We start from the raw sequence: 25,537 nt of genomic DNA on the forward strand, positions 1-25,537 counted from the left end.
TTCCCCGGATCAGAAGTTGTAACGCAGTCCCACCAAGGCCGATCCGATCAGCTGGCTGTTGAAGCCATCCTGTTCGAAAGCGGTCAGGCTGGCAGCGGCTGTCCCAGTCAGGCCGCGCCAGAAACGCCGTCCATAGGACGCCGTGATACCCGCCGACTGGACATCGCTGCCCCCCGGCGATCCATTGTCGAAATAATTGAGATAGCCCGACAGCGTGATATCGGAATCGCGATCGATCGGACGCCCTGCGGTCAGGAAGAGATAATAATTCTCGTCGGTGATCCCGTCGAGCGACGCGATCGGCGAGTTGCGCGGGATGAGCAGGCGGCGGCGATCATAGCCGAGGCCGACGCCATAGTTCCAGCCATAGGCGCGCGAGCTCATCACCGCCTGGACACCGCTGTTGCGGAACTGCGCCGCGGTTGCGGTCCCCAGCTGGTTGTTGAGGCACCCGCCGCCCTGTTCGCCGAAGACGCAGCTGTTGACTTCGCCGCTCAGCGGATTGCGCGTCGGGTCGAACTGCGTCGGCAGCGCCGACAGGCCCGTCGACAGTCCGCGACCGAAGCTGGAAAGCCCGTCATAGACGCCGACCTGGAAAGTCGTCGCATGGTCGGCGCGATAGACGAAGCTGCCGGTATAGATGGTGTCGCCATAACGGCGGCCGACCTTGGCTGTCAGCGAGGTTCGGCGGCTCGGCTGCCACATCACACCCGCATCCCAGATCAGCCCGTCGGTATCGAAGGCGAGCTTGCGCGGGGTCGACTTGTCGGTCACGAAGCGGCCGCTCGCGTCGCGCACCGGCACACCGTTCGTGTCGAGCACCGGATCGCGCTGGCCGATCTCGATATCCTCATAGCCGACGCCGCCGAGCAGCGCGACGGTCGGACCGATCGGAACGGTAATATCGGCGCGCGCGAACTTGCCCTCGTACCGCTGGTCGAGCTGGCTCGCATCCTCGCGCTCGTAACCGCCCGAAACCTGCCAGCCGAACGGCAGGTCGCCCGGCCGCTGGCCGACGCTGGCCCATGCGACATGGTTGGTCGAGCTGTCGAACACATTCTGCGCGACCGAGCCCGAAGGCAGCAGCGTCGGCGCGTCGACATCGACCTTGGTGTAGCCGAAGCGATACCCCGCCCCGACGTCCAGCCCGCCGATGCGCCGCGCGAACGTCGGGCCGGCATAGACCGAATAGGTGTTCGCGACATTGTTGCGGTTGCCGATGAACAGGCTGCTGTCGCTGCCGCCGCCGTCGGCGCGCGTGCGCGTCGCAATGGCCCCGCCCTCGAGGTTGAGGCCCTGCCCGAGTTCGAGCCGGCCGCGCGCGATGCCGCTGATCACGTCCTGGTCGTTCTGCTTGCCCCAGCCGAACTGATGTTCGTAGCGCACGCCCGCGGCCAGTTCCGCTCGGCGCGTCGCCACCGATACGTCGACGCCGACTGCGGCGGACGTATAGGTCAGGACGTCGCCGCCATTCTTGAGGTCGGCGGTCAGGACCTGCCCGACTTCGAGATAGGGATTGACGTCGACGCGGCGTTCGGTGCGCCGCTTTTCGGGCTTGCCCTTCTTTTCGGTCGAGGCGCCCGATGCGGACGCACCCGATGCCGACGTGTCGCTCGCGCCCGGGTCGCCCGAGAATTGCGCATGTGCGCTCGTCGCGGTCCCGGCGAGCAGCAGGGCAGCAAGCGCCGCCCCACGGCGCAGGCTGACGTTGGTGCGCATCATGACGCGCCTCCTTGTCCATAATAGGTGCCGAAGCGGCGGCCGCCCGGCGAGAATTTCACCCCGTTGAGGAGCAACTGGATATGCGGACACGCGCCCATCAGGCCGATCGCGTCGCGCAGCGAGCTTTCCATCGTCTGGTCCGCCCGCACGACCATGATCAGCTGGCCGACATGCCCGGCGAGCACTGCGGCAGGCGATGCCGCGAGCACCGGCGGCGAATCGAGAATCAGGATACGGCCGGGCGCGCCCGCTTCGAGCTGGCCGAGCAGCGTTTCGGTGCGCGCCGAGGCGAGCAGCTCGGTATCGTGCATATGCTGCGTACCGGCGGGCATGACCTTCAGCCCCGGAATGTCGGTCTGGATCAGGCAGTCGCCGAGCGGCAGGTGCGGATCGGCGAGCGCGTCCATCAGGCCGGGGCCGTTTTCGAGGCCCAGCGTATCGAGCACGCTCGGCTTCGCGATGTCGGCGTCGATCAGCAGCACGTCGTGATCGGCCTCGACCGCGAGGCTGAGCGCCAGATTGACCGCCGAGAAGGTCTTGCCCTCGCCCGGATTGGCCGACGCGATCAGCACACGATGACCGCGCGGCACGACCGGGCGGTTCGCGGTACCCGCAAAGTTGCGGATGATCTCGCGCTTCACGATGCGATATTCTTCCGAAATGCCGGTCACCGGCGCACCGGGGACGATCATCCCGGTCGCGGCGAGACGCGCGCGGTCGATCGTGCCCTGACGGCTCGGGACGACGGCGGGGGCGGCCTTGGCGATATCCTTGCGCGGCGACGGCTTCGGCGCGGGGGCGGCTTCGACCGCGGGCGCGGCCTCGACCACCGGCGGTTCGGGCGGCAGGACTTCGGCCTGCGGCGCGCGCGGCGCTTCCGCGGCGGAAACATCCTTCGCCTTCCGCCGCTTCCTTTCGGGTTCGGGCGGCAGTTTCGAGACGTCGATCGTCGCCGCGTCCTTGGCAGGATCGAGACCGAACATGTCGGCGGCGCGTTCGAGCAGCGACGGCGGGCGCTTTACGGGGCGTTGGTCGTTCATGTCATCTTCCCCGTTCACGCGACCATGCCGCGTTGGACGAATTCGGCGATCAGCAGCAGCGCATAGAGGCCGACAAGCGCCGCTCCCCCGCCGGCTAGCCAGACGAGCCGCTTGCGCCGTTCGACGTGCCGTTCGGGCGTCACCACTTCGGTGATCGATCCGATCACCGGCAGACCGCTCGCGCGTTCGAGCTTGCCCGCCGTCGCGTAGGAGGTGCGCACCTGGCTGAGGCCGAAGGCTGCGGCAACGCCACCGCCGAGACCGGCGACCAGCACGAGCGTCAGGAACAGCGGACGGTTCGGCGCCGCGGGGCTGGTCGGCTTCGACGGCGGATCGAGCAGTTCGACCTTGATCGCGTCGGTTTCGGTCTGCACCTCGCCGCGCAGGCGAACCTGCTCGCGCTGGCCGAGCAACTTGTCATACTGCGCCTTCAGCGCGGTATATTCGCCGTTGATCCGGTCATATTCGGCCGCGATGCCGGGGTTCTGGATCTGCTGCGACGTGATCTTCGCGATGTCGCCGAGGAGCTGCGATTTCCGGGCGCCCAGCGCGCTGACGGTCGCCTGGCGCTCGGCGCGCATCGCGGCGAGCGACGCATAGGCCGGGTTCTGCACCCCGCCACCGCCACCGCCACCGCTGCCTTCGCGATCGGCGATCGCCTTCAGCGAGGCGATCTGGCTCTTGAGCGCTATGACGTCGGGATGTGCATCGGTCAGCCCGCGTGCGTGCATCGAGGCGAGTTCGCTCTGCGCGCCGGCGAGTTGCTGGCGGGCGACCCCGCCGCCGACACCGCCGCCGCCACCCGCGATCGTCGCGGGGGTCGAGGCGAGCTGGCCGTTGGCCGCCGAAAGCTGCGCCTGCGCCGAAATGAGCTGCGAATCGATCTGGCTGAGCTCGGCGCGCGCTGCATCGACGCGCTGCGCCGGCGAACCCGATCCGCCGGGGATCAGGCCGATATTCTGCGCCTCGAACTGCGCGCGGCGCGCCTCGATCTCGCGCAAAGCCTTTTCGCGATCGGCAATCTGGGCATCGAGAAACTTCAGGCCTTCGCGCGCGTCCATGCGGCCGCCGCGCAGCTGGTCGTCGCGAAATACGGTGATCAGGCTGTCGAGTACGCCCGACGCGAGCTTCGCATTGTCGGCGTCGGACAGGCTGCCGACGGCAACCGAGGCGGTGATCTCGAAAATATTCTGCTGCTGCGGGACGACCTTGATATTCTTCTGCAGCATCGCGACCGCGCCGGCCTTCTCGCGCTCGCCGGCGTCGGGGCCGATCAGGCCCGTCGTCGCCGCCACCTTTTCAAGATTGCGCGCGCTGGTCAGCGTCTCGCGAATCTGGTCGAGCTGCTGTCCGCCGCCGCCGCCGCCCGCATCGTCGGGCAGGATCTGGTTGACGTCGACGAGCAGGCGCGCGCGGCTGTCATAGCGGTTCGGGATCGAGGCGACCGCCAGCCAGCCCGCGATACAGATCGCCCAAGCGACCGCGAGCACAAGCCAACGGCGCGTCCAGACACTGTGCAGTGCCACCCGGAATTCGTCGTAAAGGCCGTTCATCGTTTCAGGTCAGTCCTTGGCAAGGGGTCGGGTGCATCGGCGGAAGCCCGCGTCAGAACATGCTTTCGGGAATGATGATCACATCGCCCGGCTGCAGCCGGACGTTCGCCTTGATGTCGCCGCGCTTGATCAGGTCGTTGAGGCGCAGGCCGAATTCCTGCTGCTTGCCGGTGCCCTTGTCGAAGCGGACAAGCCGCGCCTTGTTGCCGGCCGCATATTCGCCGAGCCCGCCGACCGCGATCATCGCGTCGAGCACAGTCATGTTGGCGCGGAACGGGATCGACGCCGGCTTTTCGGTCGCGCCGACGATCCGCACCTGCTGCGAGAAGGTGCTGTTGAAGCTGGTGACGATGACGCTGACGATCGGATCGGTGATATACTGGCTGAGCTGGAGCTTGATGTCCTGCTGCAGCATCGTCGGCGTCTTGCCGACCGCGGGCATGTCGGTGATCAGCGGGGTGGTGATGCGGCCATCGGGGCGCACCTGCACCTTGCCGCCAAGCTCGGGATTGCGCCACACGAAGATCTGGAGCTCGTCGAGCGGGCCGATGATATATTCCTCGCCCGGCCCTTCCTGATTCTGCACGAACGTCGCGCTCGGCAGGCGCGGAGCGGGGGCCCCGCCGCTGCCGACGCAACCCGTCAGCGCGGTCGCGGCAATGCCCGAAACAAGGGCGGCCTTTGCGGCACGAAGCGAGGGGGAGGACGTCATCATCAAATCACCTTTCGAGCGGCCGGACGCCCGCCGGGTTCCGGAAACCCCGCAGGACAGCCATTGCGTCAGTGTCAGCCATTGCTCGAAAAGGGTGAACATACCGTTAGTATTGGGATAAGTTCGCGCCACGCTTGTCGCAACTTGTGCCGAACCGGCACAGAATTTAACCCTGATCGTCAAGACTCAGACGAGCATCTCTCCGGCCGGTCCCTGCCCGAGGAAGGCTGACGGACTCGCGGTGGCTCCATAGGCCCCCGCCTGGAAAATCGCAACAAGATCACCGACATCGCCGCGCGGGAGCGCGACCTGGTCGCCCAGCCGGTCGAGCGGCGTGCAAAGGCAGCCGACGACCGACACGGTTTCAACCGGCTCGGCGCGAAAGCGGTTCGCGACCGCGATCGGGTAGTTGCGGCGGATCACGGTACCGAAATTGCCGCTCGCGGCGAGCTGGTGATGAAGCCCGCCGTCGGTCACCAGGAAGGTCTCGCCATGGCTGGTCTTGCGGTCGACGACGCGGGTCAGATAGACGCCGGCCTCGGCGACGAGCCAGCGGCCGAGTTCCATCGCGAAGCTGCTGGAACCGAGGACCGGATCGCGCGCCGCGAGCGTCTCGCCGAGCGCGGCGCCGACCGCCGCAACGTCGACCGCCGTGTCGCCGGGAAAATAGGGCACACCCATCCCGCCGCCCAGATTGACGAGCGGCGGCGTGGCGCCGATCTCGTTCGCCAGCCGCGCCGCGAGCGCCACCGTCTGCGCCTGCGTGTCGGCGATGGCCGCGGCATCAAGCGCCTGCGATCCTGCGAAAATATGGAAGCCCTGCCAATCGGCACCGGCGTCGAGCAGGCGGCGGACGAGCGCGGGTACTTCGGCGGCATCGACCCCGAAGGGCTTGGCACCCCCGCCCATCTTCATCCCCGATCCTTTGAGGTCGAAGTCGGGATTGACGCGCACGGCTAGGCGCGGCGCGATGCCAAGCCGCGCGCCGATCGCGAGCGCGCGTTCGGCCTCACCCCCAGATTCGAGGTTGAGCGTCGCCCCGGCACCTATCGCCGCCTCGAGTTCGCGGTCGCGCTTGCCGGGCCCGGCAAAACTGATGTGCGCCGCGGCCATGCCGCTGCCCAGCGCGATCGCAAGCTCGCCGCCCGACGCAACGTCGAGCCCGTCGACCAGCGCCGCCATATGCGCAAGCAACGGCGCATAGGGGTTTGCTTTCATGGCATAATGAAGTTGCACCTCGGCCGGCATCGCCTCGCGCCATACGGCGACGCGCGCGGTAAGCATCGCGCCGTCATAGACAAACAGCGGCGTGTCTCCGGCCATATCGGTCAGTTCGTCGGCGCGCCGCCCCCCGATCAGCAGCATGCCGTCCGCATCGGCGGCAAAGCCGGGCGGAATGGGACCGTGCGGCTTCATGCCGCCACCTTCCAGCCGGCGGCGATCGCGACGCGGTCGAGCTTGCCGTTCGGGTTGCGCGGCAGCTCATCGCGCCATTCGATCGCCTGCGGCTGCATGAAATTGGGAAGATTCTGCTTGAGGTACGCGCCGAGCGCGTCGGGGTCCGCATCACCCTTTCCCCGCACGATCAGGATGATCGCCGCGCCGAGCCGCGGATCGGGGACGCCGAAGGCGACCGCCTCATAGATCAGCCCCGAGGCGACCGCGACATCCTCGACCTCGGTCGGGCTGACGCGGTTGCCCGCGGTCTTGATCATCGCATCGTCGCGGCCGACGAAATACAGGAGGCCTTCGGCATCGCGGCGCACGGTATCGCCCGACCAGACGGCTGTGCCACCATAGCGCGACGCCGCCGGCGCTGGCCTGAAACGCTGCGCGGTGCGTTCGCTATCCTGCCAATAACCCTTGGCGACCAACGGACCGGCGTGGACGAGTTCGCCCGGTTCATCGTCGTCGGTCACGCTGCCATCGGGGCGGCAGACAAGGATTTCGGCGTGCGGGATCGCACGGCCCATCGAGGTCGGATGCCCGGCGACGAGCGCGGGATCGAGATAGGTCGAGCGAAAGGCCTCGGTCAGCCCGTACATCGGATAGATGTCGGCCCGCGGGAAGGTCGCGCGCATCGCGTCGATCAGCGAGGGCGTCAGCGCGCCGCCGCTGTTGGTCAGGCGTCGCAGCAGCGCCGCCGTGTCTGCGGGCCATTCGCTTTCGACGAGTTGCACCCATAGCGGCGGAACGCCCGCGAACGTCGTGATGCCGTGCCGCGCGACCGCCTTCACGACGTCGCGCGGGGTCAGATAGTCGAGCGGCGCGACCGCGCCCCCCGCATACCAGGTCGAGAAGAGCTGGTTCTGGCCGTAGTCGAAACTGAGCGGCAGCACCGCGAGTACCCGATCCGCGGGTGCCAGCTTCAGATAGGATGCCACGCTCTCCGCGCCGAGCCACAGGTTCGCATGGCTAAGCATCACGCCTTTCGGACGCCCCGTCGACCCGCTGGTGTAGAGGATCGCGGCGAGATCGTCGGGCTCGGCGATCGAGGGCGGCAGACCCTGCCCCCCCGAATCAATCACTTCCTCGACGATCTTCAGATCCTGAAGCGCACAGTCTTCGGGCAATCCGCCACCGAGTGCGTCTGCGCGCGCGGCGTTGGTGACGAGCAGCTTCGCCCCGCTGTCGGTCAGGATATGCGCAACCTGCGGCGCTTTGAGCAGCGGGTTGACCGGCACATGGATCAGCCCCGCGCGCGCCGCCGCCAGCGGCATCAGGCACGCCGCGCGCGTCTTCGCGCTCCAGCTCGCGACGCGCTCGCCCGGACCACCGACCTCGGCGAGCAGCCACGAAGCCAGTCGCCCGACGCCGGCATCCAGCCCGGCAAAGGTCGTCACCCTGTCGCCGATCAGCAAGGCAGCCGCATCTGCGGCGCCAAACTGGACGAGATGGTCGATCGGACGCGACGGCGGATTTTCTAAAGTGGTCATCGGCTGTTAGGAGCTTGGTGATAGAGCGCACGACCATGCAAGGGAACGGTGAAGATCACGCTAATGATGATGCGGCGAAGGCCGCAGGCTTCGCCTCGCCCTTCGACCGCGCCGGATGGTTCGACCTGCTGGCAGCGCACGGCTTCGCCGGCGAGGGCCGAGTCGACGCACGCGGCAAGGCGGGCAGGACAACCGCGCTGCTGCCGCTCCGGATCGAAAGACCCGGCCATCTTGCGGGCCTGACCAACTGGTACAGCTTTGCGATCCGCCCGCTCTATGCCGGCCCGGACCACGGCGCGGCGCTGAACGACCTGCTTTTGAATTTGCGGTCGCAGGCGACACATCTCTCGCTCTACCCGATCCGCGACGAGGAGCAGCAGGCCATCGCCGGCGCCCTCCGCTCAGCCGGATGGTGGGTGAAAGCGGCTCCGGCGGGCGACCGCCACTGGCTCGATCTTTCCGGTATGGACCATGACGGCTGGTGGGCGAGCCGGCCCGGCGCGCTGCGCAGCACGGTGCAGCGCAAGGCGAAGAAGGGCATCGTCGACATCCAGCTGCTGAACGCCTTCGACCCCGGAAGCTGGGCAGCCTATGAACAGATATATGCCGCAAGCTGGAAGCCCGAGGAAGGCGACCCGGCCCTGCTGCGCGCCTTCGCCGAGGCCGAGAGTTTTCGCGGCACCTTTCGCATGGGGATCGCGCGCATCGACGGCGTCCCGGTCGCTGCACAGTTCTGGACCGTCGAGGACGGCACCGCCTTCATCCACAAGCTGGCGCATGTCGAGGACAGCCTGAAGGCTTCGCCCGGCACCTTGCTCTCGGCGGCATTGTTCCGCCATGTCATCGAAGTCGATCGCGTAAAGCGCATCGATTTCGGCACCGGCAACGACGCCTACAAGCGCGACTGGATGAACCGCCACGAACCGCTCTGGCGCATCGAGGCTTTCAATCCGTCGCGGCTCGCGGCATGGGGTCCGGCGTTGAAGGCCTTTGCCCGCTCGTTGCTCAGGAAAGACTCATGACCGAAGCCCATAATGTCGACGCCACCCTTCGCGCCCTGCTCGCCGACGTGCTCGGCCTTGGCGAGGAACGCGCGGCTGCGCTGACCGGCGACAGCGGCCTGTTCGGCGAGCTGCCCGAGTTCGATTCGATGGCGGTCGCGACGGTGCTGACCGAGATGGAAGATCGCCTGGGCATCATCATCGACGATGACGAGATCGACGGCGAAATCTTCGAAACCTACGGCAACCTGCTCGCCTTCTCGCAGCGCAAGGTGAAGGGCTGAGTCCCGTCGATGCGACCATGACCGAGCATCTGCTGCGCATCGAACCCGCGGGCGCACCGCGCGCCACCGTCCTGATCCTCCCGCCGCTGTTCGACGAGGCGAACCGCCTTCGCCGCACCCTCGTGCTGGCGATGCGCGCGCTGGCGGCCGACGGATTTGCTGCGGTGCTGCCCGACCTGCCGGGACAGAATGAAAGCCTCGTCGCGCCGGACGCGGTCGATCTGGCGCAATGGCAGGATGCGCTGGCCGATGTCGCGGCAAGCCTCGATGGCCCGGTCGTCGTCGCCTCCTTCCGCGGCGGCGCGCTGATCGATCATCGCGCCAAGGCTGCTGCCTGGTGGCGCCTCGCACCCGTCGGCGGCGCCTCGCTGCTCCGCACGATGATGCGCGCGCGGGTCGCCGCCGACCGCGAGGCGGGGATCGAATCGTCGCTCGACAGTCTGCAGGAGGCAGCGAAGACCGCGCCGCTGCTGCTCGCAGGCAATGCGCTGTCGCCCGCGATGGTCGCGCAGCTCGGCAGCGCCGAAGCGCAACCGGTCGAGCCGCTGCGCAGCATCGGCCTTGGCGCCGACGGCATCGCGGGAACGCCGCTGTGGCTGCGCGCAGAACCCGGCGAAGACGCCGCCATGGCGTCGGAAATCGCCGCCGACATTGCTGCATGGAGCACGACATGCGGCATCAGCTGAGCTTTGCCTGTGAAGGCGCGGCGCTCGCCGCGACCCTCGACGAGGCGCCCGGCACGACCGGGCTGCTGATCGTCTCGGGCGGCAATGAAGTGCGGAGCGGCGCCCACCGCGGAATGGCCATGCTGGCGCAGCGCGTTGCAGCGGCGGGGCATCCGGTGTTCCGTTTCGACCGGCGCGGGATCGGCGACAGCGAAGGCACGAATGGCGGCTATACGAGCAGCGGTGCCGACATTGCGGCGGCAGTTTCAGCGTTCCGCGATGCCGCGCCGCAAGTCACGCAGATCGTCGCCTTCGGCAATTGCGATGCCGCGAGCGCGCTGCTTCTGCACCAGCCGCTCGCGCTCGACGCACTGATCCTCGCCAATCCGTGGACCTATGAGGACGGAGACGAGGAGGCGGACGAACCCGCCTTGCCCCCGGCCTCGGCGATCCGCGCACGCTATCTGGCGCGGCTGAAGGACCCGAAAAGCCTGCTGCGCCTGCTGAAGGGCGAGATCGACATCGGGAAATTGTTTCGCGGTCTGTCGGCGCTCAAACAGGCTCCGCAACCGCCCGCACCCGACAGCTTGGCCGACCAGCTCGACGGCATGATCGCCGAACTACCTTGCCCGGCAACGATCCTGCTCGCGACCGGCGACCGCACCGCGCAGGCCTTCATGGACGCGCTCGCACCGTCGCTCGCCTATCTCGAGGCGAATCCATCGACCGTCCGGATCGCGAAACTGGCCAGCCCGTCGCACAGCTTTGCAGGCGGTGACGCAGATTGGCTGTTTGAGCGGATATTGGAAGGGCTGACCTGACGGCAGCTTAGTGGTGAAAAGCGGACGTCACGCTGTGCGCAAGAGCGTCAGCAGCCTGGCCGCGTAAAGAATCATCATGAATTGAGCGAATAGAGCGACCTGCTTTTCATAGCCGCCGAACAACTGCCAGCCAGCGTAATAGATGGCCCATGATCCACACATCGCAACAATAAGCGAAACACCGACGACTTTTTGTCGCGAACTTGCCGGGGCGATTTCTGGCACACCATCACGTTTTGACTGTCTAACAGAAATTGTCACGGCCACCGCAAACATGGCGAGGACTAATCCCCATTCAAGAAAAATGGAATCTACTCCGATCATGCCATAGGCATACTGCATCGGCTAACGTCCGCAAACGGTCGTTAGCGGCCGCTTCGTCTCTCAGGCATCCACCATCGCGTGATATTCGGCCTCGGCGAGGAAGCGTTCGGCGTCGAGCGCGGCCATGCAGCCCATGCCGGCGGCGGTCACCGCCTGACGATAGACCTTGTCGGTGACGTCGCCCGCGGCGAACACGCCGGGGATCGAGGTCAGCGACGTGCCGGGCGTCACCTGCAGATAGCCGTCGGCGTCGAGCGGTAGCTTGCCCTTGAACAGCTCGGTCGAGGGGCTGTGCCCGATCGCGACGAAGCCGCCGTCGGTCGGCTCGTGGCTCGCCGCGCCGGTGACCGTGTCGATCAGGTCGACTCCGACGAGACCGGCGGCACCGTCGCCCGCGACAAAACGCTCGACGCGCTTGTTCCACAGCACCTTGATCTTGGGGTTCGCGTGCAGGCGGTCCTGCAGGATTTTCTCCGCACGCAGGTGATCGCGGCGGTGGATCAGGGTGACATCGTCGCTGTGGTTGGTGAGGTACAGCGCTTCCTCGACCGCGGTGTTGCCGCCGCCGATGACCACGACCTTCTTGCCGCGATAGAAGAAGCCGTCGCAGGTCGCGCAGGCCGATACGCCCTTGCCGCCGAGCTCCTGCTCGCCCTCTACGCCGAGCCACTTCGCCTGCGCGCCGGTCGCGATCACGAGCGTTTCGGCCAGATAGATGTCGCCGCCGTCGCCGGTCAGCTTGAACGGGCGCTGCGAGACGTCGACGTCGACGATCGTGTCCCAGATCATGCTGGTGCCGACATGCGTCGCCTGCGCGGTCATCTGTTCCATCAGCCACGGGCCCTGCACCACCTCGGCGAAACCCGGATAATTTTCGACGTCGGTGGTGATCGTCAGCTGGCCGCCGGGCTGGAGCCCCTGCACAACGATCGGCTTCATCCCCGCGCGCGCGGCATAGATGGCGGCCGACAGGCCGGCGGGACCGGAGCCGAGGATGAGCATTTTGGTGTGGTGCGTGGCGGGCATGATCGTCTTTCGAATCCTGTGCGGGACGGCACAGATGGGTGTTGCCAACCGCGCTAGCAAGGGTCACCTTCCGCGCCAAGGGGAGTCGGAAAAATGGCGAGCTGGTGGGAACGTCATGGGGTGCCGCGGCTGATCAAATGCGCCTGCTCGCAGGGGCAGATCATGAAGGCGCGCAGCAAGGTCGTGCCGCATGCATCGGGCGACGTGCTGGAGCTTGGCTGCGGCGGCGGCATAAACATGGAATTCTACGATCCCGCGCGGATCAGAAGTTTCACCGGGCTCGACCCCTCGCCCGAGCTGCTAGCGATGAGCCGCGCTGCGGCGCAGGCCCGCGGGATGGCGGCGGACATCCAGGGCGGCGTCGGCGAGGCGATGCCGTTCGAGAGCGAACGCTTCGACACGGTCGTCACCACCTTCACCCTGTGCTCGGTCGCCGATCAGGCGGCGGTGCTGTCCGAAATCCGGCGCGTGCTGAAACCCGGCGGGACCGCGCTATTCCTCGAACATGGCGGCGCGCCCGATACAGGGGTCGCGAAATGGCAGCGACGGATCGAGCCGGTTTGGAAGCGCATCGGCGGCAATTGCCACCTCACCCGTCCGATCGGCGAAGCGTATGAAAAGGCGGGCTTTGCGGTCGAACGGCAGGGCGCCGCCTATATGCCCAAGACGCCGCGGCCGTTCGGCTGGATCGAATATGGCGCGGCGCACGCCGCTTCGTGACGAGGGGATAGCGGGATGATCCGGATCTGGCTTTTCATACTCTCCGCCGCCTTCCTGATCGCGCCGAGCGCCGCCGAAGCGCGCAAGGTCGCGCTCATCATCGGCAACAGCGACTATGCGAACACCAGCCGGCTCGTGAACCCCGCGAACGACATCAAGCTGGTCGCCGCCTCGGCGCGGAGCGCGGGGTTCGACGATGTCACCATCGCCGCCAACCTGTCGGTCAACGACTTCCAGAAGGCGATGCGCGATTTCAGGGCCAAGGCCGACGGCGCCGAGATCGCGATGGTTTACTATGCGGGGCACGGGATCGAGGCGCAGGGCAAGAACTGGCTGATCCCGACCGATGCAGGGCTGAAGTCCGACCTCGACCTGCCCTATGAAGCGATCAACCTCGACCGCGTGATGGAATCGGTGTCGGGCGCGCAGATCCGGATGGTGATCCTCGATTCGTGCCGCAACAATCCGTTCGGCCGCTCGTGGAAATCGGGAACGCGCGCGGTGCAGACCGGCCTTGCAGGGGTCGAGGCCGACGACGTACTCGTGATCTTCGCGGCCGCACCGGGGCAGCTCGCCGCCGACGGAACCGGCGCCAACTCGCCCTTCGCGGCCTCGCTCGCCAAGCGGTTGCCGCAGCCCGATCTGCCGGTGCAATTGCTCGGCGGCGCGATCCGCGACGATGTGCTTGCGGCAACGGACGGCCGGCAACGCCCCTTCGTCAGCGCGAGCATCACCGGCACCCCGGTCTATCTCGTTCCGCGTCTGGGACAGGCGCCGACGGGCAATCGCGCCGCGCTGGAAGACCTGATGTGGAAGGGCGCAGTCGCCGAAAACAGCGCCAGCGCGTATAACGCCTATCTCGCCGAATTTCCGAAGGGGAAATATGCGACGCAGGCAAACGAGAACGCCGCGCGGTTGACGAAGAATCCGAAGGCGGCGCCCACGCCCGCTGCGGTGGCCGCCATCATTCCCCTGGCGAAGAAATATACGCTGTCGAACATCCGCGTTGAGTGCGTGAAGCTGACCGGGCGGCTGGGGCTCGGGCTGCCCGACCAGCTGTTCCTGCGCTTCAACACCGGCGAGCGCTTCCCCGAAGGGTCGCGCGAAATCTTCTCGATCAAGCGCGGCGAAAGCTGGGTCGTCGACCGCAATTTCGCGTTCGAGCAGCCGGTGAGTTTCCAGCTTCGCGAATTCGACGACATCGGGGGAAGCGACAATATCGGGACGGTCGACATCGGCAGCGAGCCGGGGACCTTCACGAAAACGCTGAGCGGCGACGCGAGCGACTATCGCGTCACCTATACGCTGACCGTCGGCTGATCAGTCCTTCTCGCCGACCTCGACGAGGCCGTGGCCGACACTGACGCGCTCGTCGAAGACGAAGCAGCTGCCGTGCCAGCGGGTGTCGGCTTCGGGTACCTGTTCCAGATAGGCGAGGATGCCGCCCTTCAAATGGACAACATCCTCGACGCCTTCGCTGCGCAGGAAGGCGGTCGACTTCTCGCAGCGGATGCCGCCGGTGCAGAACATCGCGATGCGCTTGCCCGCAAACTCGGCGGCATGGTCGCGCCACCAGCCGGGGAAATCGCCGAAGCTTTTGGTATGCGGGTTGAGCGCGCCGTCGAAGCTGCCATAGCCGACCTCGAAATCGTTGCGCGTGTCGATGACGACGGTGTCCGGATCGTCGACGAGCGCATTCCAGTCGGCGGGGTCGATATAGGGCGCCGCGTCGCGAGCAGGGTCGAGCCCCGGCACCTTCATCGTCACGATTTCCTTCTTGAGCCGTACCTTGAGGCGCTGGAAGGGCATCGCGGCGGCAGCCGAATATTTGACGTCGAGTTCCGCACAACCGGGGAGCGCGCGGATATGCGCGATGACCGCGGCGATGCCGTCTTCGGTGCCCGCGATCGTGCCGTTGACGCCTTCACGTGCGAGCAGCAGCGTGCCCTTCACACCGTGCGCGGCGCAAAGGTCGAGCAGCGGCTGGCGCTGCGCGGCGGGATCGTCGAACGGCGCGAAACGATAGAGGGCGGCAACCTGGAACATCGCGGCGCCATGTAGGCGCGATTGACGCTCAGCGAAAGGGATCGCTCCGCGCGGTCGCATAATGCGCCATCGCCATCGTGGTCCATTGCGCATTGACGCGGATGCAGGTCGGGAAGACGCTGGCATCGGTCACCAGCACATTGGTCGTCCCGTGGACGCGGCAGTCGGGATCGACGACGCCATATTGCGGGTCTTCGTTGATCGCATTGCCGCCGTGCGGATGGCTGCTCGACAGCGTCACATCGTCGGCCTCTTCGATCGCATCCTCGAAGAAGGCGTCGATATCCATTCCGGGCGTGATCGTCTGCCCTTTGGTCAGCGCGGGATAGCATTCGAGCGCGCCGGCAGCGAAATGCACCTTGGTCAACGTCGCCATCGCGCGGCGAAGCAACGGCAGATCCTCCTGCGCATCGATTTTGAACTCGAGCTTGCCGTCCTTCACCCGCCCGCGCCGGTCGGCGGGAAAGAGGATACCCGCCGAATGGACGCGGCCGAAATTCCGCATCCGCTGCGAATGGTCACCGAACCAGCCCGGCATCAGCGAGGCCATCGCCATCGGCGGCTGAAAATGGCTTTCGAGCAGGAAATCGCCACAGTCGACATAGCTCGCCATCTGATCCTCGTCCCACGCGTCGCCGCCGACGCCCGGCGGCATCAGCGCGACCACCGGCGAGGCGATGTTGAGCGACACCTGATAGCCGGTGCCATCGATATCGCTGCGGCTGAGCAACTTCGACGAGGCGATCGTCCCACCCGCGACGACGACGCCGACGCGCGCGCGGACGAGCGTTTTCGATCCGTCGGGCAGGACCAGCTTCACCGCCTCGGCCTCGCGCCGGCCGTCGATCGCGGTCTGCCAGACGATCCTGTCGGCCTTCGTCCCCGGCAGGATGCGCGCGCCTTCGCGGCAGGCGTCGGGCAGATAGGTCTGCGCCATCCCCATCCGCCGGCCATAGGCACAGCCCGCGTTGCAATATCCGCAATAGGCGCAGGCATTGGGCGTGTTCGGCGGCCCGAAATTCTTTGCGAACCAGTCGGCGATCGCGCGGCCGTCCTTCGGATTGCCCGAAGTCGGCGCATAGGCGTTCCAGCCGTTGATCAGGTGCGGGCCGTTGTGCCGGCCGCTGCGCGGTTCGATCTTGTCGATGCCGAGCCGCGCCTTGATCGCGTCGTAGCTTTTGTGGAAATCGGTCTTGTCGACGGGCGCGCCGATGCTGGCCCATTTGGCGAGGACGTCGACCGCGTCGGGATGCGTCCGCCCCGCCTCGTTGACGCGCAGGCAGATGCCGTTGTTGATCGTCGACGAGCCGCCCACACAGCGCCCCTGAAAGACGACGAAATCTCGGTTCGTCGAGGTCTGGAGCGCGCCATGCTTGAACAGGTTCGCGACCATATCGAGTTCGTGATGGTTGATCCTGGGCGAAGGGTAGAAAGGTCCCGCCTCGACGATCAGCACCTTGTACCCGTGATCGTGTGCCATGTGATAGGCCGCCACCGCGCCGCCCGCGCCCGATCCGACGACGATGACGTCATATTCGTCCTCAAGCGTCGTTGCATTGAGGATATGCGCCGGATCGATCTCGCGCCCGTCGATCCGCGTCAGCGGCATCTCGCCCGCGCCGCGCGTGCGGTGTTTGGGCAAGGTGAAACCGATCTGCGCATGGACGGGGTTCGCGGCATTGGCGTCCTGATCGCCGGGCTCGAGCCCGGGCTGCCAATGGCCGTAATAGCAGCCGTAGATGATACCGCGCAGCCGGGCCATGTCCTGAAACAGGTCGATCTGGCTGTTCTGCAGCCGCCGCTCGATCCGCTCGGCGCGGGTGTCAACATCGACCTCGGCGAACATCGGCCCGAGCACGATCTCGGTCGCGGTCAGCGACAGACGGATTTCGTCGAGCTTGGTCCCGCCGACCTTCGCGAACAGCTCGCTGACGTTGGCGACCACCTGATCGGGCGTGATCGCCATCGGCGCGCCGTGAAACAGCGCCTCGGTCAGCGCCTTCAGAAATTTGAGCTGCCCGAAATTGAATGGTGCCGTCATCGCCTGCCCCCTGCCTCGCCTTGCAATTGGCGGGCTATAGCGCGGGAAGGCAAGCCGATATTGTATCGAAACGGCGACAAGGCACCCGCCAGTCGTCACCTGACGGTTGCGGGCTGCCCCTGCGCCAGCGACGCCAACCAGAAAAAGGCGAGATCGGCGTAGCGGCCGTTCGCCGGATCCGCCGCCGCGGCGCGAAAAAGCACCTCCGCCTCGGTACGCTGTCCCGCCACGAGCCGCGCGATGCCCGATCGCACCTGTGTGCCCTTCGGGTCGGGAGGCGCCGCCCTGCTACCATTGCGTCGCTTGACGATCGCCCGGTCGACCTCCGCGATGATTTCGCGGGTTGGCGATGTCCGGGGGTCGAGCAGTCCCCGGCTTGTCCCTTCGTCGAGGACCGACTTCGCCTCCGAAGCTTCGCCCGCCTGCGTCAGCAATTGGGCCATACGTTGATACTCAGCACCCTGAACGAGGACACCGACGTGTCGCATCAGGCGCGAGATATCGATCTCGAACGCCGCGTCCGGCGCGACCAGCTGGCGATAGATCGACAATGCTGCCCGCCAGTTTTCCGGCGTCGGATAGGCGCCGACCAGCGCGCGCGCCGCGGCGACACCGGGTTCCACGAGATTGCCCTGCTGCGCGATGCTCAACCGCTGCCGGTACCATATCGCCGATACGGGCTGCCCGAGCGCCTCGCGCGCCGCGATCGCGCGCGTGAGCAGGTCCATCGCGCCGGGCGCATCCTTACGCGCCAGCCGGACCTGCGCCAGATTGGCAAGCGCATCGGGATCCGACGGCGTCAGTTCGAGCAACCGCGACCAGACCCTGTCCGCCGTGTCGAAATCGCCCGCCCGAAACGCGATCTGTCCGCGCGCCGCCAGATGGCCCGGAAGCTTTTCGGGCCGCGTCGTCTGGCTGGCGATCAGGACGTCCAACGCCTCCGCGCGCATCGCGTCGTCGCCGCGCCGGTTGCCGATCTCGAGCTCATAGAGCGCCAGCGCATAGCGTGCGTCGCGGCTGTTCGCGACGCGGCGTGCCTCGGCCAGCGCCTTGTCCTGCGCCGCCCTCTGCCCGCCCCGCACCAGCCCGCCCAGTGCCGACAGCGCCTTCATTTCCTGCGGCGAAACCGCAAGCCGGCTCCCCCCGAGTTCGAGCGACGTGCTCACCTGCGCCTGCGCGCCGACAGCCGTCAGTATCCCGCCGCCGGCAAACAGCATCAGCGGGACGGCAAGGCGCGCGAACACCGGACGCGCCAGTCAGCAGGGATATTTGTCGAAGAGCGCGTTGCGGATCGAACTGACCGCCGAATATTTGAGGCCGCCCATCTTGCCGCGCCAATAGGCGAGAATGGAGGTACGAAGTTCGATCGCCTTGATCCCGACGGGAAGGCATATCTTGTTCTCGTCGATCCCCGTGTCGCCATAGAGCTTGATCATGTCGTGCGCGCCCATCAGGAAATAGTCGCACATGTCCAGATCGGCGGCATCCTTCGACACGCAAAGATCGTATATCTGCTGTCCGGTCTTGAAGACGCCCGACGACGGCGTGCTTTCCTGCGCGCCGGCAGGCACGGACAGGAGCGCGAGCGCGGCAATCGAGACTATGGCTTTGTGAAACATGATGAATCCCCCTGTTCGACCCGGGGGATATCATAAGCCGCAATTCCGCCGGGCGCCAGTTCAGCCCGCCGCCTTTTTCTCCTGACGATATTTGTGCAGCAGCGGTTCGGTATAGCCCGACGGCTGGGTCGCGCCCTCGAAGATCAGCGCGCGCGCCGCGCGGTACGCGATGCCGTCGGGCGTCAGCTTTTCATAGAGCGGATCGGCGGCATTCTGGGCATCGACCTTCGCCGCCATGCGCGCCAGCGCGGCATCGACCTGCGCCTCGCTGCACACGCCGTGGAGCAGCCAGTTGGCGAGCGCCTGCGACGAGATGCGCAGCGTCGCGCGGTCTTCCATCAGACCGACGTCGTCGATGTCGGGCACCTTCGAGCAGCCGACCCCCTGATCGATCCAGCGCACGACATAGCCGAGGATGCCCTGACAATTATTGTCGAGTTCGCGCGTAATCTCGGCCTCGCTCCAGTTGCGCCCCGTCGCGACCGGGATGTTCAGCAGGCGATCCAGCGACGGCACCGACTCGCCTGCAATCTCCTTCTGCCGCGCGAAGACATCGACCTGGTGATAGTGGAGCGCATGCAAGGTCGCGGCGGTCGGCGACGGCACCCACGCGGTGTTCGCGCCCGACTTCGGATGGCCCACCTTCGCTTCGAGCATCGCCTTCATCAGGTCGGGCATCGCCCACATGCCCTTGCCGATCTGCGCCCGGCCGCTGAGCCCGCAGGCGAGGCCGATGCGGACGTTGCGGTCCTCGTAGCTCGCGATCCAGTCGCTAGCCTTCATCTCGCCCTTCGGGATCATCGGGCCTGCACGCATCGAGGTGTGGATTTCGTCGCCGGTGCGATCGAGGAAGCCGGTGTTGATGAAGACGATGCGGTCGCGCACCGCCTCGATGCACGCGGCGAGGTTTGCGCTGGTGCGCCGTTCCTCGTCCATCACCCCGACCTTGATCGTGTGGCGCGCGAGGCCGAGCATGTCTTCGACGGCATTGAACAGCCGGTCGGTGAAGCCGCATTCCTCCGGGCCGTGCTGCTTGGGCTTCACGATATAGATGCTGCCCGCGCGGCTGTTCTTGCGGCTGCCGAGATTCTGCAGATCGTGGAGCGAGCAGAGGCTGGTGATCACCGCGTCGCAGAGGCCCTCGGGCGCTTCGGCGCCGTTCGGGAGCGTGATCATCGGCGCCGTCATCAGATGGCCGACATTGCGGACGAACATCACACTGCGGCCGGGCAGCGTGAACGCCGTGCCGTCGGGTGCGGTCCATTCGCGGTCGGGCTCCATCGCGCGCGTGACCGTCGCGCCGCCCTTGGCGAAGCTTTCGGTCAGGTCGCCGCGCATCAGGCCCAGCCAATTGGTGTAGCCGAGCGTCTTGTCCTCGCCGTCGACGGCAGCAACCGAATCCTCGAGGTCGATGATCGTCGTCAGCGCGGCTTCGAGCAGAACGTCGGCGATGCCCGCGGGGTCGGTCCTGCCGATCGCGCTGCCGGGGTCGATCACCAGTTCGATGTGCAGGCCGTTATGCTTGAGCAAAATGCCGCCGGGCTTGCTGCCCGCCCATTGCGACGGATCGGCGAGCGTCAGCTGTCCGCCCTGCCAGTCGGCCCAGCTTCCCGACGCAAGCGGCACGACGTCATCGAGAAACGCCTTCGCGCGCACGATCACCGCGGCGCCGCGCTCGGCGTCATAGCCGCCGGGCTTCGCGGGCGGCGCGTCGAGCGCGTCCGTGCCGTAGAAGGCATCGTAGAGGCTGCCCCACCGGGCATTGGCGGCATTCAGGGCAAAGCGCGCATTGAGCGCGGGCACCACAAGTTGCGGCCCGGCCATCGTCGCGATCTCGGGGTCGACGTCGGCGGTGCCGACCCTGAAGGGTGCGGGTTCGGGGACGAGATAGCCGATTTCGCGCAGAAACGCCTGATAGGCGTCGGCGTCATGCGACTGCCCTTCCCGCGCCTGATGCCAAGCGTCGATCTTTGCCTGCAGATCCTCGCGCTTTGCAAGCAGCGCCGCATTCTCGGGCGCGAACGTGCCGAGCAGCGCGGCGAAATCGGCCCAGAATTTCTGCGCGTCGATGCCGGTTCCGGGCAGCGCCTTGTCTTCGATGAAGGCGGCCAGACGCGAATCGACAGACAGGCCGTGGCGGTCGAGGAAATCAGTCATTCTTGCACCCTTTGGTCGGCGCGAGCGCGCCAGTGGACCCGGGGAGGAAAGGGCCGCCGCCCTATGGCGCGAATGCACGGGGTTGGCAATGGGGCGAACTCTTCGCTTTCGGGGCAAGTCGTGGCAGACTGTACGCGCCAGCTTGTCCGGAGGGGAACATGCCATGGTCGACCAGACGCAACATCATTCGCCGTCGGTTTTTGCGAGGAAGCCGGTCCTGACGGGGATTGCGGTGGGGATCGGATCGCTTGCGCCGCATTTCTTTCTGCCCGCGGCGGCCTCGCTCGGCTTTGCCGCAGTCCTGATCGGGCTGATCGCCGGCGTCTATTTCGGTTTCGCGGTCGTCAACGGATCGCCGCGCGACCAGTTCGTCGAATTCAACGTCGCCGGCGGTTTCGTCGTTGCCGGCCTGATCGGCCTGCTGCTCTGGCCGGTCGCGCTGCCGCTCGCCTATTTCGGACACGCACTGTGGGACTTTGCGCACCACAACCGGTCGAAGCTGGGGCTGGTCGCGATCCCGCAATGGTATGTGCCGTGGTGCGTGGTGATCGACGTCATCGTCGGCGGAGGACTGCTCGCGATCTGGCGGGTCGACGGACTGATCTGAGCGGGTGCCAAGCGCGCTTTCGCTCGCTATAGTCCGCGCCATGACACCCCGCGAACTTCTGGCCACCGCACCGGTCCCCGGCGGCGAAGAGCTGCGCCTGTTCCGGCGCGGCGCCGATTTCACGATCGCGCTCGGCGGCAACGAGCTGATGAGCAGCCGGCTGAGCGGCTCGGAGGTCGCGCTCGCGGAGATGAGCTGCGACCGGCTGCGGCGCGGCGCCGCACCGCACCTGCTGATCGGCGGCTATGGCATGGGCTTCACGCTGCGCGCCGCACTCGCGCGCCTCGGCCCCGACGCGCACGTCACCGTTGCCGAGCTGGTGCCCGAGATCGTCGACTGGGCACGCGGACCGATGGCCGAGCTGACCGCCGGCGCGCTCGACGACCCACGCGTCGAGCTGCGCATCACCGATGTGTCGGGCGTGATCGGCGGCGCCGTGCAAGCGTTCGACGCGATTCTGCTCGACGTCGACAACGGCCCCGACGGTCTGACGCGCGAAAGCAACGACCGCATCTATTCGGCGGCGGGGCTCGACCGCGCGCGGCGCGCGCTGCGGCCCGGCGGCATCCTCGCGATATGGTCGGCGCATCCCGACGTCCGCTTCACGCGGCGGCTGAAGGAGGCCGGGTTCGCGGTCGAGGAAGTGCAGGTCCGCGCGCGCAGCAACGGCAAGGGCGCGCATCATCTGATCTGGTTCGCACGCACGCCCTGATCGGCAACGACAAGGGTCGCAAAGCCCCCGGGTGCCGGTTATGGAACGGACCTGTCCCCCATTTCGCACGGTGCCGAACCCCATGCCGCGATCGATATTTGCCCTTGCCGCGCTGCTGCTCGCGGTCGCCCTCCCCCGTCTTGCGGTCGCCCAGGAGCCGAAGACGCGCGTCGCGATCCTCGGCGTCGATCACGGCGCGCAGCTCGTCGCCGAAAAGGACCAGCCGGGGATGCTCGCCGCATGGCTCGACATGGTGAAGCCCGACGCGCTCTGCATCGAGCGTCCGCCCGAACAGGCATCGCGGCAGGACTATTATGAATTCACCTATGAGGTGCAGGGTATCATCCTGCCCTGGGTCGCGAAGCGACCCACTGAAATCTGCCCGATCGACTGGATGCCGCCGGCCGACGACCAGCTCCTCGGCTTCGGGCTCGATCTCGACGCGCCGCTCGAAATCCGGAAGGCGAGCGGGTTTCAGGGCTTTCTGACCTTTCCGGACCGCAAGATCCTCGACTGGGATTTCTTCGCGGCCGAGGATCCAGCCGTTCTCGCCCCCTTGCGCAAATGGGCGGGCGAGCCCGCGCTGCGCGCCGACCGCGACCTGCCGCGCCGCCTCTATCTCTATCGCACCTATATGCAGGCGCAGCGCATACGCGCGATCGCGCACAAACGGCCGGGCGAAACGGTCGTTGTCGTCGTCGGCTATTTCCACAAGCCCGATATCGAGGCCGTGCTGCAGAACGATCCGGTGATCGAACTCGTCTCGCCAGCAAGCCTTGGGCGGCCCGGCGATGATGCGGTCCGCGCATCGACGACGGCGGCGCATCGCGGCGCGATCCTGTCCTTCAATCTGCTCGGGATGCAGGCCGCCACCGGGGTCATGAACCGGGACTGGGTCGAACGCGTACTCGCCGATTTCGCGGGCAGCACTCCGTCGCCCGAAGCGCGGCTGTTCCGGACGCGCCTCGCGCTGCTGACGAACCGCATTTCGCTCGCCGAGGCGGCGTCGCAATATGCGGCCATCGCCGCCGATCCTGCCGCTGAGAAACCCTTCACATGGGACGGGGTGAAGGACCGCAGCCGGATCGACTCCTTCTTCGATCCGTTCGGCAATCTCGACGTGCAGCGCCGCGCGCGGATCGAGCTTGCACGCACGCTGTTCGCGCAGGGGAAGGCAGCGCGCGCCGGACAGGCGCTGGAACAGGCGAGCGCTGGGCTTTCGCCGCGCAAGGCGCTCCAGCTTGAGGGTTATACGCCGATGCTGAAACCTGCATCGAAGGCCCTCTGACGCCGGACGTCGGGGGTCGCCAAACCCCATCGTGCACGTCTATAGCCACCCGCATGACTTCGCTCTCGTCAGCCGAAACCTCCACGCTCGAACGCGCGGCCGATGCGCCGATGCTCGCACAGGTCGAGCGATGGGCGGCGATCAACAGCGGTACGGGAAATCTCGCGGGGCTGAAGACCGTCGCCGGCCAGCTCGCCGACGCCTTTGCGGCGCTGCCCGGCGAGGTACGGCTCGTCGCGCCGCAGCCGGTCGAAAGCGTCGACGCCGCGGGCAACATCAAGACCACGCAGCGCGGCGACCACCTGCACCTCCGCGTGCGACCCGATGCGCCGGTGCAACTGCTGCTGACCGGTCATATGGACACGGTGTTCGCCGCCGACCATCCGTTCCAGACGCTGCAATGGCTCGAACCCGGGGTGCTCAACGGCCCCGGCACCGCCGACATGAAGGCCGGGATTTCGGTGATCCTTGCGGCGCTGACGGCGCTCGAAGCCTCACCGCTTGCCAGCCGCGTCGGCTATGACGTGATGATCAACAGCGACGAGGAAACGGGCAGCCACGCCTCCGCAGCCCTGATCGCCGAACTGGCGAAAGGCAAAACCGCGGCGCTCACCTATGAACCCGCCCTACCCGACGGCGGGCTTGCGGGCGCCCGGCCCGGCAGCGGGAATTTCTCGGTGATCGTCCACGGCCTGTCGGCACATGCCGGACGCAATCCCGAGGACGGGCGCAACGCGCTGATCGCCGCGGCCGACCTCGCGCTGCGGCTGAATGCGCTGAAGTCGCCCGGCCTCAAGGTCAATCCGGCGAAGATCGACGGCGGCGGGCCGAACAATGTCGTGCCCGATTCTGCGATCCTGCGCGTCAACATGCGCCCCTCGACGCCCGAGGCGATGGCGGCAGCCGAGGCGGCATTGCGCGACGCGATCGCCGCGGTCTCGCGCGAGCATGACGTGCACTGCCATCTGCACGGCAATTTCAACCGGCCGCCCAAGCCGCTCGATCCCGCCGCGACGCGATTGTTCGAGCTGGTGCGCGATTGCGGCGCGGCGCTCGGCCTGCCGCCGATCAGCTGGAAAGCGACAGGCGGCGTGTGCGACGGCAACAATATCGCCGCGTGCGGCGTGCCGGTTGTCGACACGATGGGCCCGCGCGGCGGCGCCATCCATTCGTCGGACGAATTTCTGATCGTCGACAGCCTCGCCGAACGCGCGCAGCTGTCGGCGCTGACCATGATGAGAATAGCGGAACGGGGGACTGTGTGAATTATGTGATCCGGGCGGCCAAGCCGGGCGACCTGCAGAGCATCTATGAAATGGCGAAGCTGACGGGCGGCGGCTTCACCAACCTGCCCCCCGACAAGAAGGCGCTGCGCGCCAAGCTGGAGCGCGCCGAGGCGGGGTTCAACTCGGAGAAGGAATATCCCGCCGACGAGCTCTATCTGATGGTGCTCGAGGACCTCGACAGCGGCGAGGTGCGCGGCACCTGCCAGATCTTCGGGCAGGTCGGCCAGCGCTGGCCCTTCTACTCGTACCGCATCGGCACCGACAGCAAGCATAGCGAGCAATTGGGGCGCACCTTCCACGCACAGGTGCTGATGCTAAGCAACGACCTCAACGGCGCATCCGAAGTCGGCGGACTGTTCCTGCACCCCGCCGCGCGCGCTGGCGGGCTGGGGCTGCTGCTCGCACGCTCGCGCTATCTGTTCATCGCGCGCCACCGCGCGCGCTTCGGCGACCGCATCCTCGCCGAGCTGCGCGGGGTGATCGACGAGGCCGGCGGCTCGCCTTTCTGGGACGGCGTCGCGGGCAAATTCTTCGGGATGAATTTCCAGGAAGCCGACCAGTTCAACGCGGTCCACGGAAACCAGTTCATCGCCGACCTGATGCCCAAGCACCCGGTCTATATCGCGATGCTGAGCGACCATGCGCGCAGCGTCATCGGCGTGCCCCACCCCACCGGCCGCGCCGCGATGCGGATGCTGGAGAATGAGGGCTTCGCGTTCGAGAACTACGTCGACATCTTCGATGGTGGCCCGACGATGACCGCGCGCACCGATCAGGTTGCCAGCATTCGCGACGCGAAGCACATCGAGGTGACAGGAATTGCCGAAAGCGGCGACGATGCGCTGATCGCGACGGGCAATCTTGCCGACTTCCGCTGCTGTTTCGGCAAGGTCGGCACGGGCGGCACGATCGATGCCGAAGCGGCGCGCATATTGGGTATCGGCGCCGGCGACGCGATCAGCTGGATCGGGCGCTGA

At 66.8% G+C, this 25,537-nt stretch carries 24 protein-coding genes; 11 read left to right on the forward strand and 13 right to left on the reverse strand.

Translation table 11 applies throughout. The annotated features are described in order from the left end of the window. Positions 1 to 9 precede the first annotated feature (9 nt). The 6 genes from L7H23_RS06130 to L7H23_RS06155 form a co-directional block, all read right to left on the reverse strand. Positions 10 to 1,722 carry a hypothetical protein gene (locus L7H23_RS06130; protein WP_237838466.1) on the reverse strand — a complete coding sequence of 571 codons (1,713 nt, stop codon included), beginning with the start codon at positions 1,720 to 1,722 and terminating at the stop codon, positions 10 to 12. Further along, the gene (locus tag L7H23_RS06135) at positions 1,719 to 2,762 is read right to left on the reverse strand and encodes a P-loop NTPase (RefSeq protein WP_237838467.1); all 1,044 of its coding nucleotides are present in this window, start codon (positions 2,760 to 2,762) and stop codon (positions 1,719 to 1,721) included. Before L7H23_RS06135 ends, L7H23_RS06130 begins: the two co-directional genes overlap by 4 nt. A 14-nt stretch (positions 2,763 to 2,776) precedes the next feature. Continuing rightward, positions 2,777 to 4,315, reverse strand: coding sequence for an XrtA system polysaccharide chain length determinant (locus L7H23_RS06140; RefSeq protein WP_237838468.1), 1,539 nt, complete (start codon positions 4,313 to 4,315; stop codon positions 2,777 to 2,779). Positions 4,316 to 4,367: 52 nt separating this feature from the next. Continuing rightward, on the reverse strand, positions 4,368 to 5,027 hold the full coding sequence (locus L7H23_RS06145) for an XrtA/PEP-CTERM system exopolysaccharide export protein (protein ID WP_237839136.1): 660 nt from the start codon (positions 5,025 to 5,027) through the stop codon (positions 4,368 to 4,370). A gap of 186 nt (positions 5,028 to 5,213) precedes the next feature. Next, a complete protein-coding gene (locus tag L7H23_RS06150) occupies positions 5,214 to 6,443 on the reverse strand; it encodes a pyridoxal-dependent decarboxylase, exosortase A system-associated (protein WP_237838469.1) in 1,230 nt (409 codons plus the stop codon). Further along, entirely contained in the window at positions 6,440 to 7,963 is a 1,524-nt protein-coding gene (locus L7H23_RS06155; RefSeq protein WP_237838470.1) for an acyl-CoA ligase (AMP-forming), exosortase A system-associated, read from the reverse strand. The genes L7H23_RS06150 and L7H23_RS06155 overlap by 4 nt, the downstream gene beginning before the upstream one ends. Positions 7,964 to 7,998: 35 nt before the next feature. Between L7H23_RS06155 and L7H23_RS06160 the strand changes: the two genes are divergently transcribed. From L7H23_RS06160 to L7H23_RS06175, 4 genes are read left to right on the forward strand one after another with little or no spacing between them, the layout of a single operon-like run. Then, positions 7,999 to 8,985 (forward strand): GNAT family N-acetyltransferase, encoded by a 987-nt coding sequence (locus L7H23_RS06160; RefSeq protein WP_237838471.1) that lies wholly within the window; start codon positions 7,999 to 8,001, stop codon positions 8,983 to 8,985. Continuing rightward, on the forward strand, positions 8,982 to 9,248 hold the full coding sequence (locus L7H23_RS06165; RefSeq protein WP_237838472.1) for a phosphopantetheine-binding protein: 267 nt from the start codon (positions 8,982 to 8,984) through the stop codon (positions 9,246 to 9,248). The genes L7H23_RS06160 and L7H23_RS06165 overlap by 4 nt, the downstream gene beginning before the upstream one ends. Before the next feature lie 17 nt (positions 9,249 to 9,265). After that, positions 9,266 to 9,934, forward strand: a complete 669-nt coding sequence (locus L7H23_RS06170; protein WP_237838473.1) for a hypothetical protein — start codon at positions 9,266 to 9,268, stop codon at positions 9,932 to 9,934. Continuing rightward, complete coding sequence (locus L7H23_RS06175; RefSeq protein ID WP_237838474.1) at positions 9,919 to 10,734, forward strand: hydrolase 1, exosortase A system-associated; 816 nt, start codon at positions 9,919 to 9,921, stop codon at positions 10,732 to 10,734. Before L7H23_RS06170 ends, L7H23_RS06175 begins: the two co-directional genes overlap by 16 nt. A gap of 27 nt (positions 10,735 to 10,761) precedes the next feature. Here the strand turns inward: L7H23_RS06175 and L7H23_RS06180 are convergent, their stop codons facing one another. Together L7H23_RS06180 and trxB are read right to left on the reverse strand one after the other, a co-directional pair. Next, the gene (locus L7H23_RS06180) at positions 10,762 to 11,076 is read right to left on the reverse strand and encodes a hypothetical protein (protein WP_237838475.1); all 315 of its coding nucleotides are present in this window, start codon (positions 11,074 to 11,076) and stop codon (positions 10,762 to 10,764) included. 42 nt (positions 11,077 to 11,118) lie between these two features. Further along, a complete protein-coding gene (gene trxB, locus L7H23_RS06185; protein WP_237838476.1) occupies positions 11,119 to 12,084 on the reverse strand; it encodes a thioredoxin-disulfide reductase in 966 nt (321 codons plus the stop codon). Positions 12,085 to 12,177: 93 nt separating this feature from the next. Here trxB and L7H23_RS06190 point away from each other — a divergent pair, with 93 nt between their 5' ends. Both L7H23_RS06190 and L7H23_RS06195 read left to right on the forward strand, forming a co-directional pair. After that, positions 12,178 to 12,804 carry a class I SAM-dependent methyltransferase gene (locus L7H23_RS06190; protein ID WP_237838477.1) on the forward strand — a complete coding sequence of 209 codons (627 nt, stop codon included), beginning with the start codon at positions 12,178 to 12,180 and terminating at the stop codon, positions 12,802 to 12,804. Between the two features lie 15 nt (positions 12,805 to 12,819). After that, the gene (locus tag L7H23_RS06195; protein ID WP_237838478.1) at positions 12,820 to 14,124 is read left to right on the forward strand and encodes a caspase family protein; all 1,305 of its coding nucleotides are present in this window, start codon (positions 12,820 to 12,822) and stop codon (positions 14,122 to 14,124) included. On the opposite strand, the gene L7H23_RS06200 is transcribed toward L7H23_RS06195, so the two are convergent. From L7H23_RS06200 to L7H23_RS06220, 5 genes are all read right to left on the reverse strand, one after another. Next, entirely contained in the window at positions 14,125 to 14,850 is a 726-nt protein-coding gene (locus L7H23_RS06200; protein WP_345790422.1) for a rhodanese-related sulfurtransferase, read from the reverse strand. Between the two features lie 28 nt (positions 14,851 to 14,878). Beyond that, a complete protein-coding gene (locus tag L7H23_RS06205) occupies positions 14,879 to 16,891 on the reverse strand; it encodes a GMC family oxidoreductase N-terminal domain-containing protein (RefSeq protein WP_237838479.1) in 2,013 nt (670 codons plus the stop codon). A gap of 95 nt (positions 16,892 to 16,986) precedes the next feature. Further along, entirely contained in the window at positions 16,987 to 18,135 is a 1,149-nt protein-coding gene (locus L7H23_RS06210; RefSeq protein ID WP_237838480.1) for a tetratricopeptide repeat protein, read from the reverse strand. A 12-nt stretch (positions 18,136 to 18,147) separates the two neighbouring features. Further along, positions 18,148 to 18,510, reverse strand: coding sequence for a Rap1a/Tai family immunity protein (locus L7H23_RS06215; protein WP_237838481.1), 363 nt, complete (start codon positions 18,508 to 18,510; stop codon positions 18,148 to 18,150). A 60-nt stretch (positions 18,511 to 18,570) separates the two neighbouring features. Beyond that, positions 18,571 to 20,667: a malate synthase G gene (locus tag L7H23_RS06220; protein ID WP_237838482.1), complete on the reverse strand. Its 2,097-nt coding sequence runs from the start codon at positions 20,665 to 20,667 to the stop codon at positions 18,571 to 18,573. A 163-nt stretch (positions 20,668 to 20,830) separates the two neighbouring features. On the opposite strand from L7H23_RS06220, the gene L7H23_RS06225 reads away from it, so the two are divergent. The 5 genes from L7H23_RS06225 (at position 20,831) to L7H23_RS06245 (ending at position 25,537) form a co-directional block, all read left to right on the forward strand. After that, positions 20,831 to 21,274: a hypothetical protein gene (locus L7H23_RS06225; protein WP_237838483.1), complete on the forward strand. Its 444-nt coding sequence runs from the start codon at positions 20,831 to 20,833 to the stop codon at positions 21,272 to 21,274. A gap of 40 nt (positions 21,275 to 21,314) precedes the next feature. Next, positions 21,315 to 21,986, forward strand: coding sequence for a spermidine synthase (locus L7H23_RS06230; RefSeq protein ID WP_237838484.1), 672 nt, complete (start codon positions 21,315 to 21,317; stop codon positions 21,984 to 21,986). 82 nt (positions 21,987 to 22,068) lie between these two features. Beyond that, on the forward strand, positions 22,069 to 23,274 hold the full coding sequence (locus L7H23_RS06235; protein WP_237838485.1) for a hypothetical protein: 1,206 nt from the start codon (positions 22,069 to 22,071) through the stop codon (positions 23,272 to 23,274). A 53-nt stretch (positions 23,275 to 23,327) separates the two neighbouring features. After that, positions 23,328 to 24,539, forward strand: a complete 1,212-nt coding sequence (locus L7H23_RS06240; RefSeq protein ID WP_237838486.1) for a hydrolase — start codon at positions 23,328 to 23,330, stop codon at positions 24,537 to 24,539. Continuing rightward, a complete protein-coding gene (locus tag L7H23_RS06245; protein ID WP_237838487.1) occupies positions 24,536 to 25,537 on the forward strand; it encodes an arginine N-succinyltransferase in 1,002 nt (333 codons plus the stop codon). Before L7H23_RS06240 ends, L7H23_RS06245 begins: the two co-directional genes overlap by 4 nt.

Origin of the sequence: Sphingopyxis sp. BSN-002 (genome assembly GCF_022024275.1) — a bacterium.
GTDB lineage: Bacteria > Pseudomonadota > Alphaproteobacteria > Sphingomonadales > Sphingomonadaceae > Sphingopyxis.

Excerpts from the sequence above, each read along its gene's own strand:
- L7H23_RS06130 (WP_237838466.1), bottom strand. The coding sequence starts at position 1,722 with ATGATGCGCACCAACGTCAGCCTGCGCCGTGGGGCGGCGCTTGCTGCC.
- L7H23_RS06135 (WP_237838467.1), bottom strand. The coding sequence starts at position 2,762 with ATGAACGACCAACGCCCCGTAAAGCGCCCGCCGTCGCTGCTCGAACGC.
- L7H23_RS06140 (WP_237838468.1), bottom strand. The coding sequence starts at position 4,315 with ATGAACGGCCTTTACGACGAATTCCGGGTGGCACTGCACAGTGTCTGG.
- L7H23_RS06145 (WP_237839136.1), bottom strand. The coding sequence starts at position 5,027 with ATGACGTCCTCCCCCTCGCTTCGTGCCGCAAAGGCCGCCCTTGTTTCG.
- L7H23_RS06150 (WP_237838469.1), bottom strand. The coding sequence starts at position 6,443 with ATGAAGCCGCACGGTCCCATTCCGCCCGGCTTTGCCGCCGATGCGGAC.
- L7H23_RS06155 (WP_237838470.1), bottom strand. The coding sequence starts at position 7,963 with ATGACCACTTTAGAAAATCCGCCGTCGCGTCCGATCGACCATCTCGTC.
- L7H23_RS06160 (WP_237838471.1), top strand. The coding sequence starts at position 7,999 with ATGCAAGGGAACGGTGAAGATCACGCTAATGATGATGCGGCGAAGGCC.
- L7H23_RS06165 (WP_237838472.1), top strand. The coding sequence starts at position 8,982 with ATGACCGAAGCCCATAATGTCGACGCCACCCTTCGCGCCCTGCTCGCC.
- L7H23_RS06170 (WP_237838473.1), top strand. The coding sequence starts at position 9,266 with ATGACCGAGCATCTGCTGCGCATCGAACCCGCGGGCGCACCGCGCGCC.
- L7H23_RS06175 (WP_237838474.1), top strand. The coding sequence starts at position 9,919 with ATGCGGCATCAGCTGAGCTTTGCCTGTGAAGGCGCGGCGCTCGCCGCG.
- L7H23_RS06180 (WP_237838475.1), bottom strand. The coding sequence starts at position 11,076 with ATGCAGTATGCCTATGGCATGATCGGAGTAGATTCCATTTTTCTTGAA.
- trxB (WP_237838476.1), bottom strand. The coding sequence starts at position 12,084 with ATGCCCGCCACGCACCACACCAAAATGCTCATCCTCGGCTCCGGTCCC.
- L7H23_RS06190 (WP_237838477.1), top strand. The coding sequence starts at position 12,178 with ATGGCGAGCTGGTGGGAACGTCATGGGGTGCCGCGGCTGATCAAATGC.
- L7H23_RS06195 (WP_237838478.1), top strand. The coding sequence starts at position 12,820 with ATGATCCGGATCTGGCTTTTCATACTCTCCGCCGCCTTCCTGATCGCG.
- L7H23_RS06200 (WP_345790422.1), bottom strand. The coding sequence starts at position 14,850 with ATGTTCCAGGTTGCCGCCCTCTATCGTTTCGCGCCGTTCGACGATCCC.
- L7H23_RS06205 (WP_237838479.1), bottom strand. The coding sequence starts at position 16,891 with ATGACGGCACCATTCAATTTCGGGCAGCTCAAATTTCTGAAGGCGCTG.
- L7H23_RS06215 (WP_237838481.1), bottom strand. The coding sequence starts at position 18,510 with ATGTTTCACAAAGCCATAGTCTCGATTGCCGCGCTCGCGCTCCTGTCC.
- L7H23_RS06220 (WP_237838482.1), bottom strand. The coding sequence starts at position 20,667 with ATGACTGATTTCCTCGACCGCCACGGCCTGTCTGTCGATTCGCGTCTG.
- L7H23_RS06225 (WP_237838483.1), top strand. The coding sequence starts at position 20,831 with ATGGTCGACCAGACGCAACATCATTCGCCGTCGGTTTTTGCGAGGAAG.
- L7H23_RS06230 (WP_237838484.1), top strand. The coding sequence starts at position 21,315 with ATGACACCCCGCGAACTTCTGGCCACCGCACCGGTCCCCGGCGGCGAA.
- L7H23_RS06235 (WP_237838485.1), top strand. The coding sequence starts at position 22,069 with ATGCCGCGATCGATATTTGCCCTTGCCGCGCTGCTGCTCGCGGTCGCC.
- L7H23_RS06240 (WP_237838486.1), top strand. The coding sequence starts at position 23,328 with ATGACTTCGCTCTCGTCAGCCGAAACCTCCACGCTCGAACGCGCGGCC.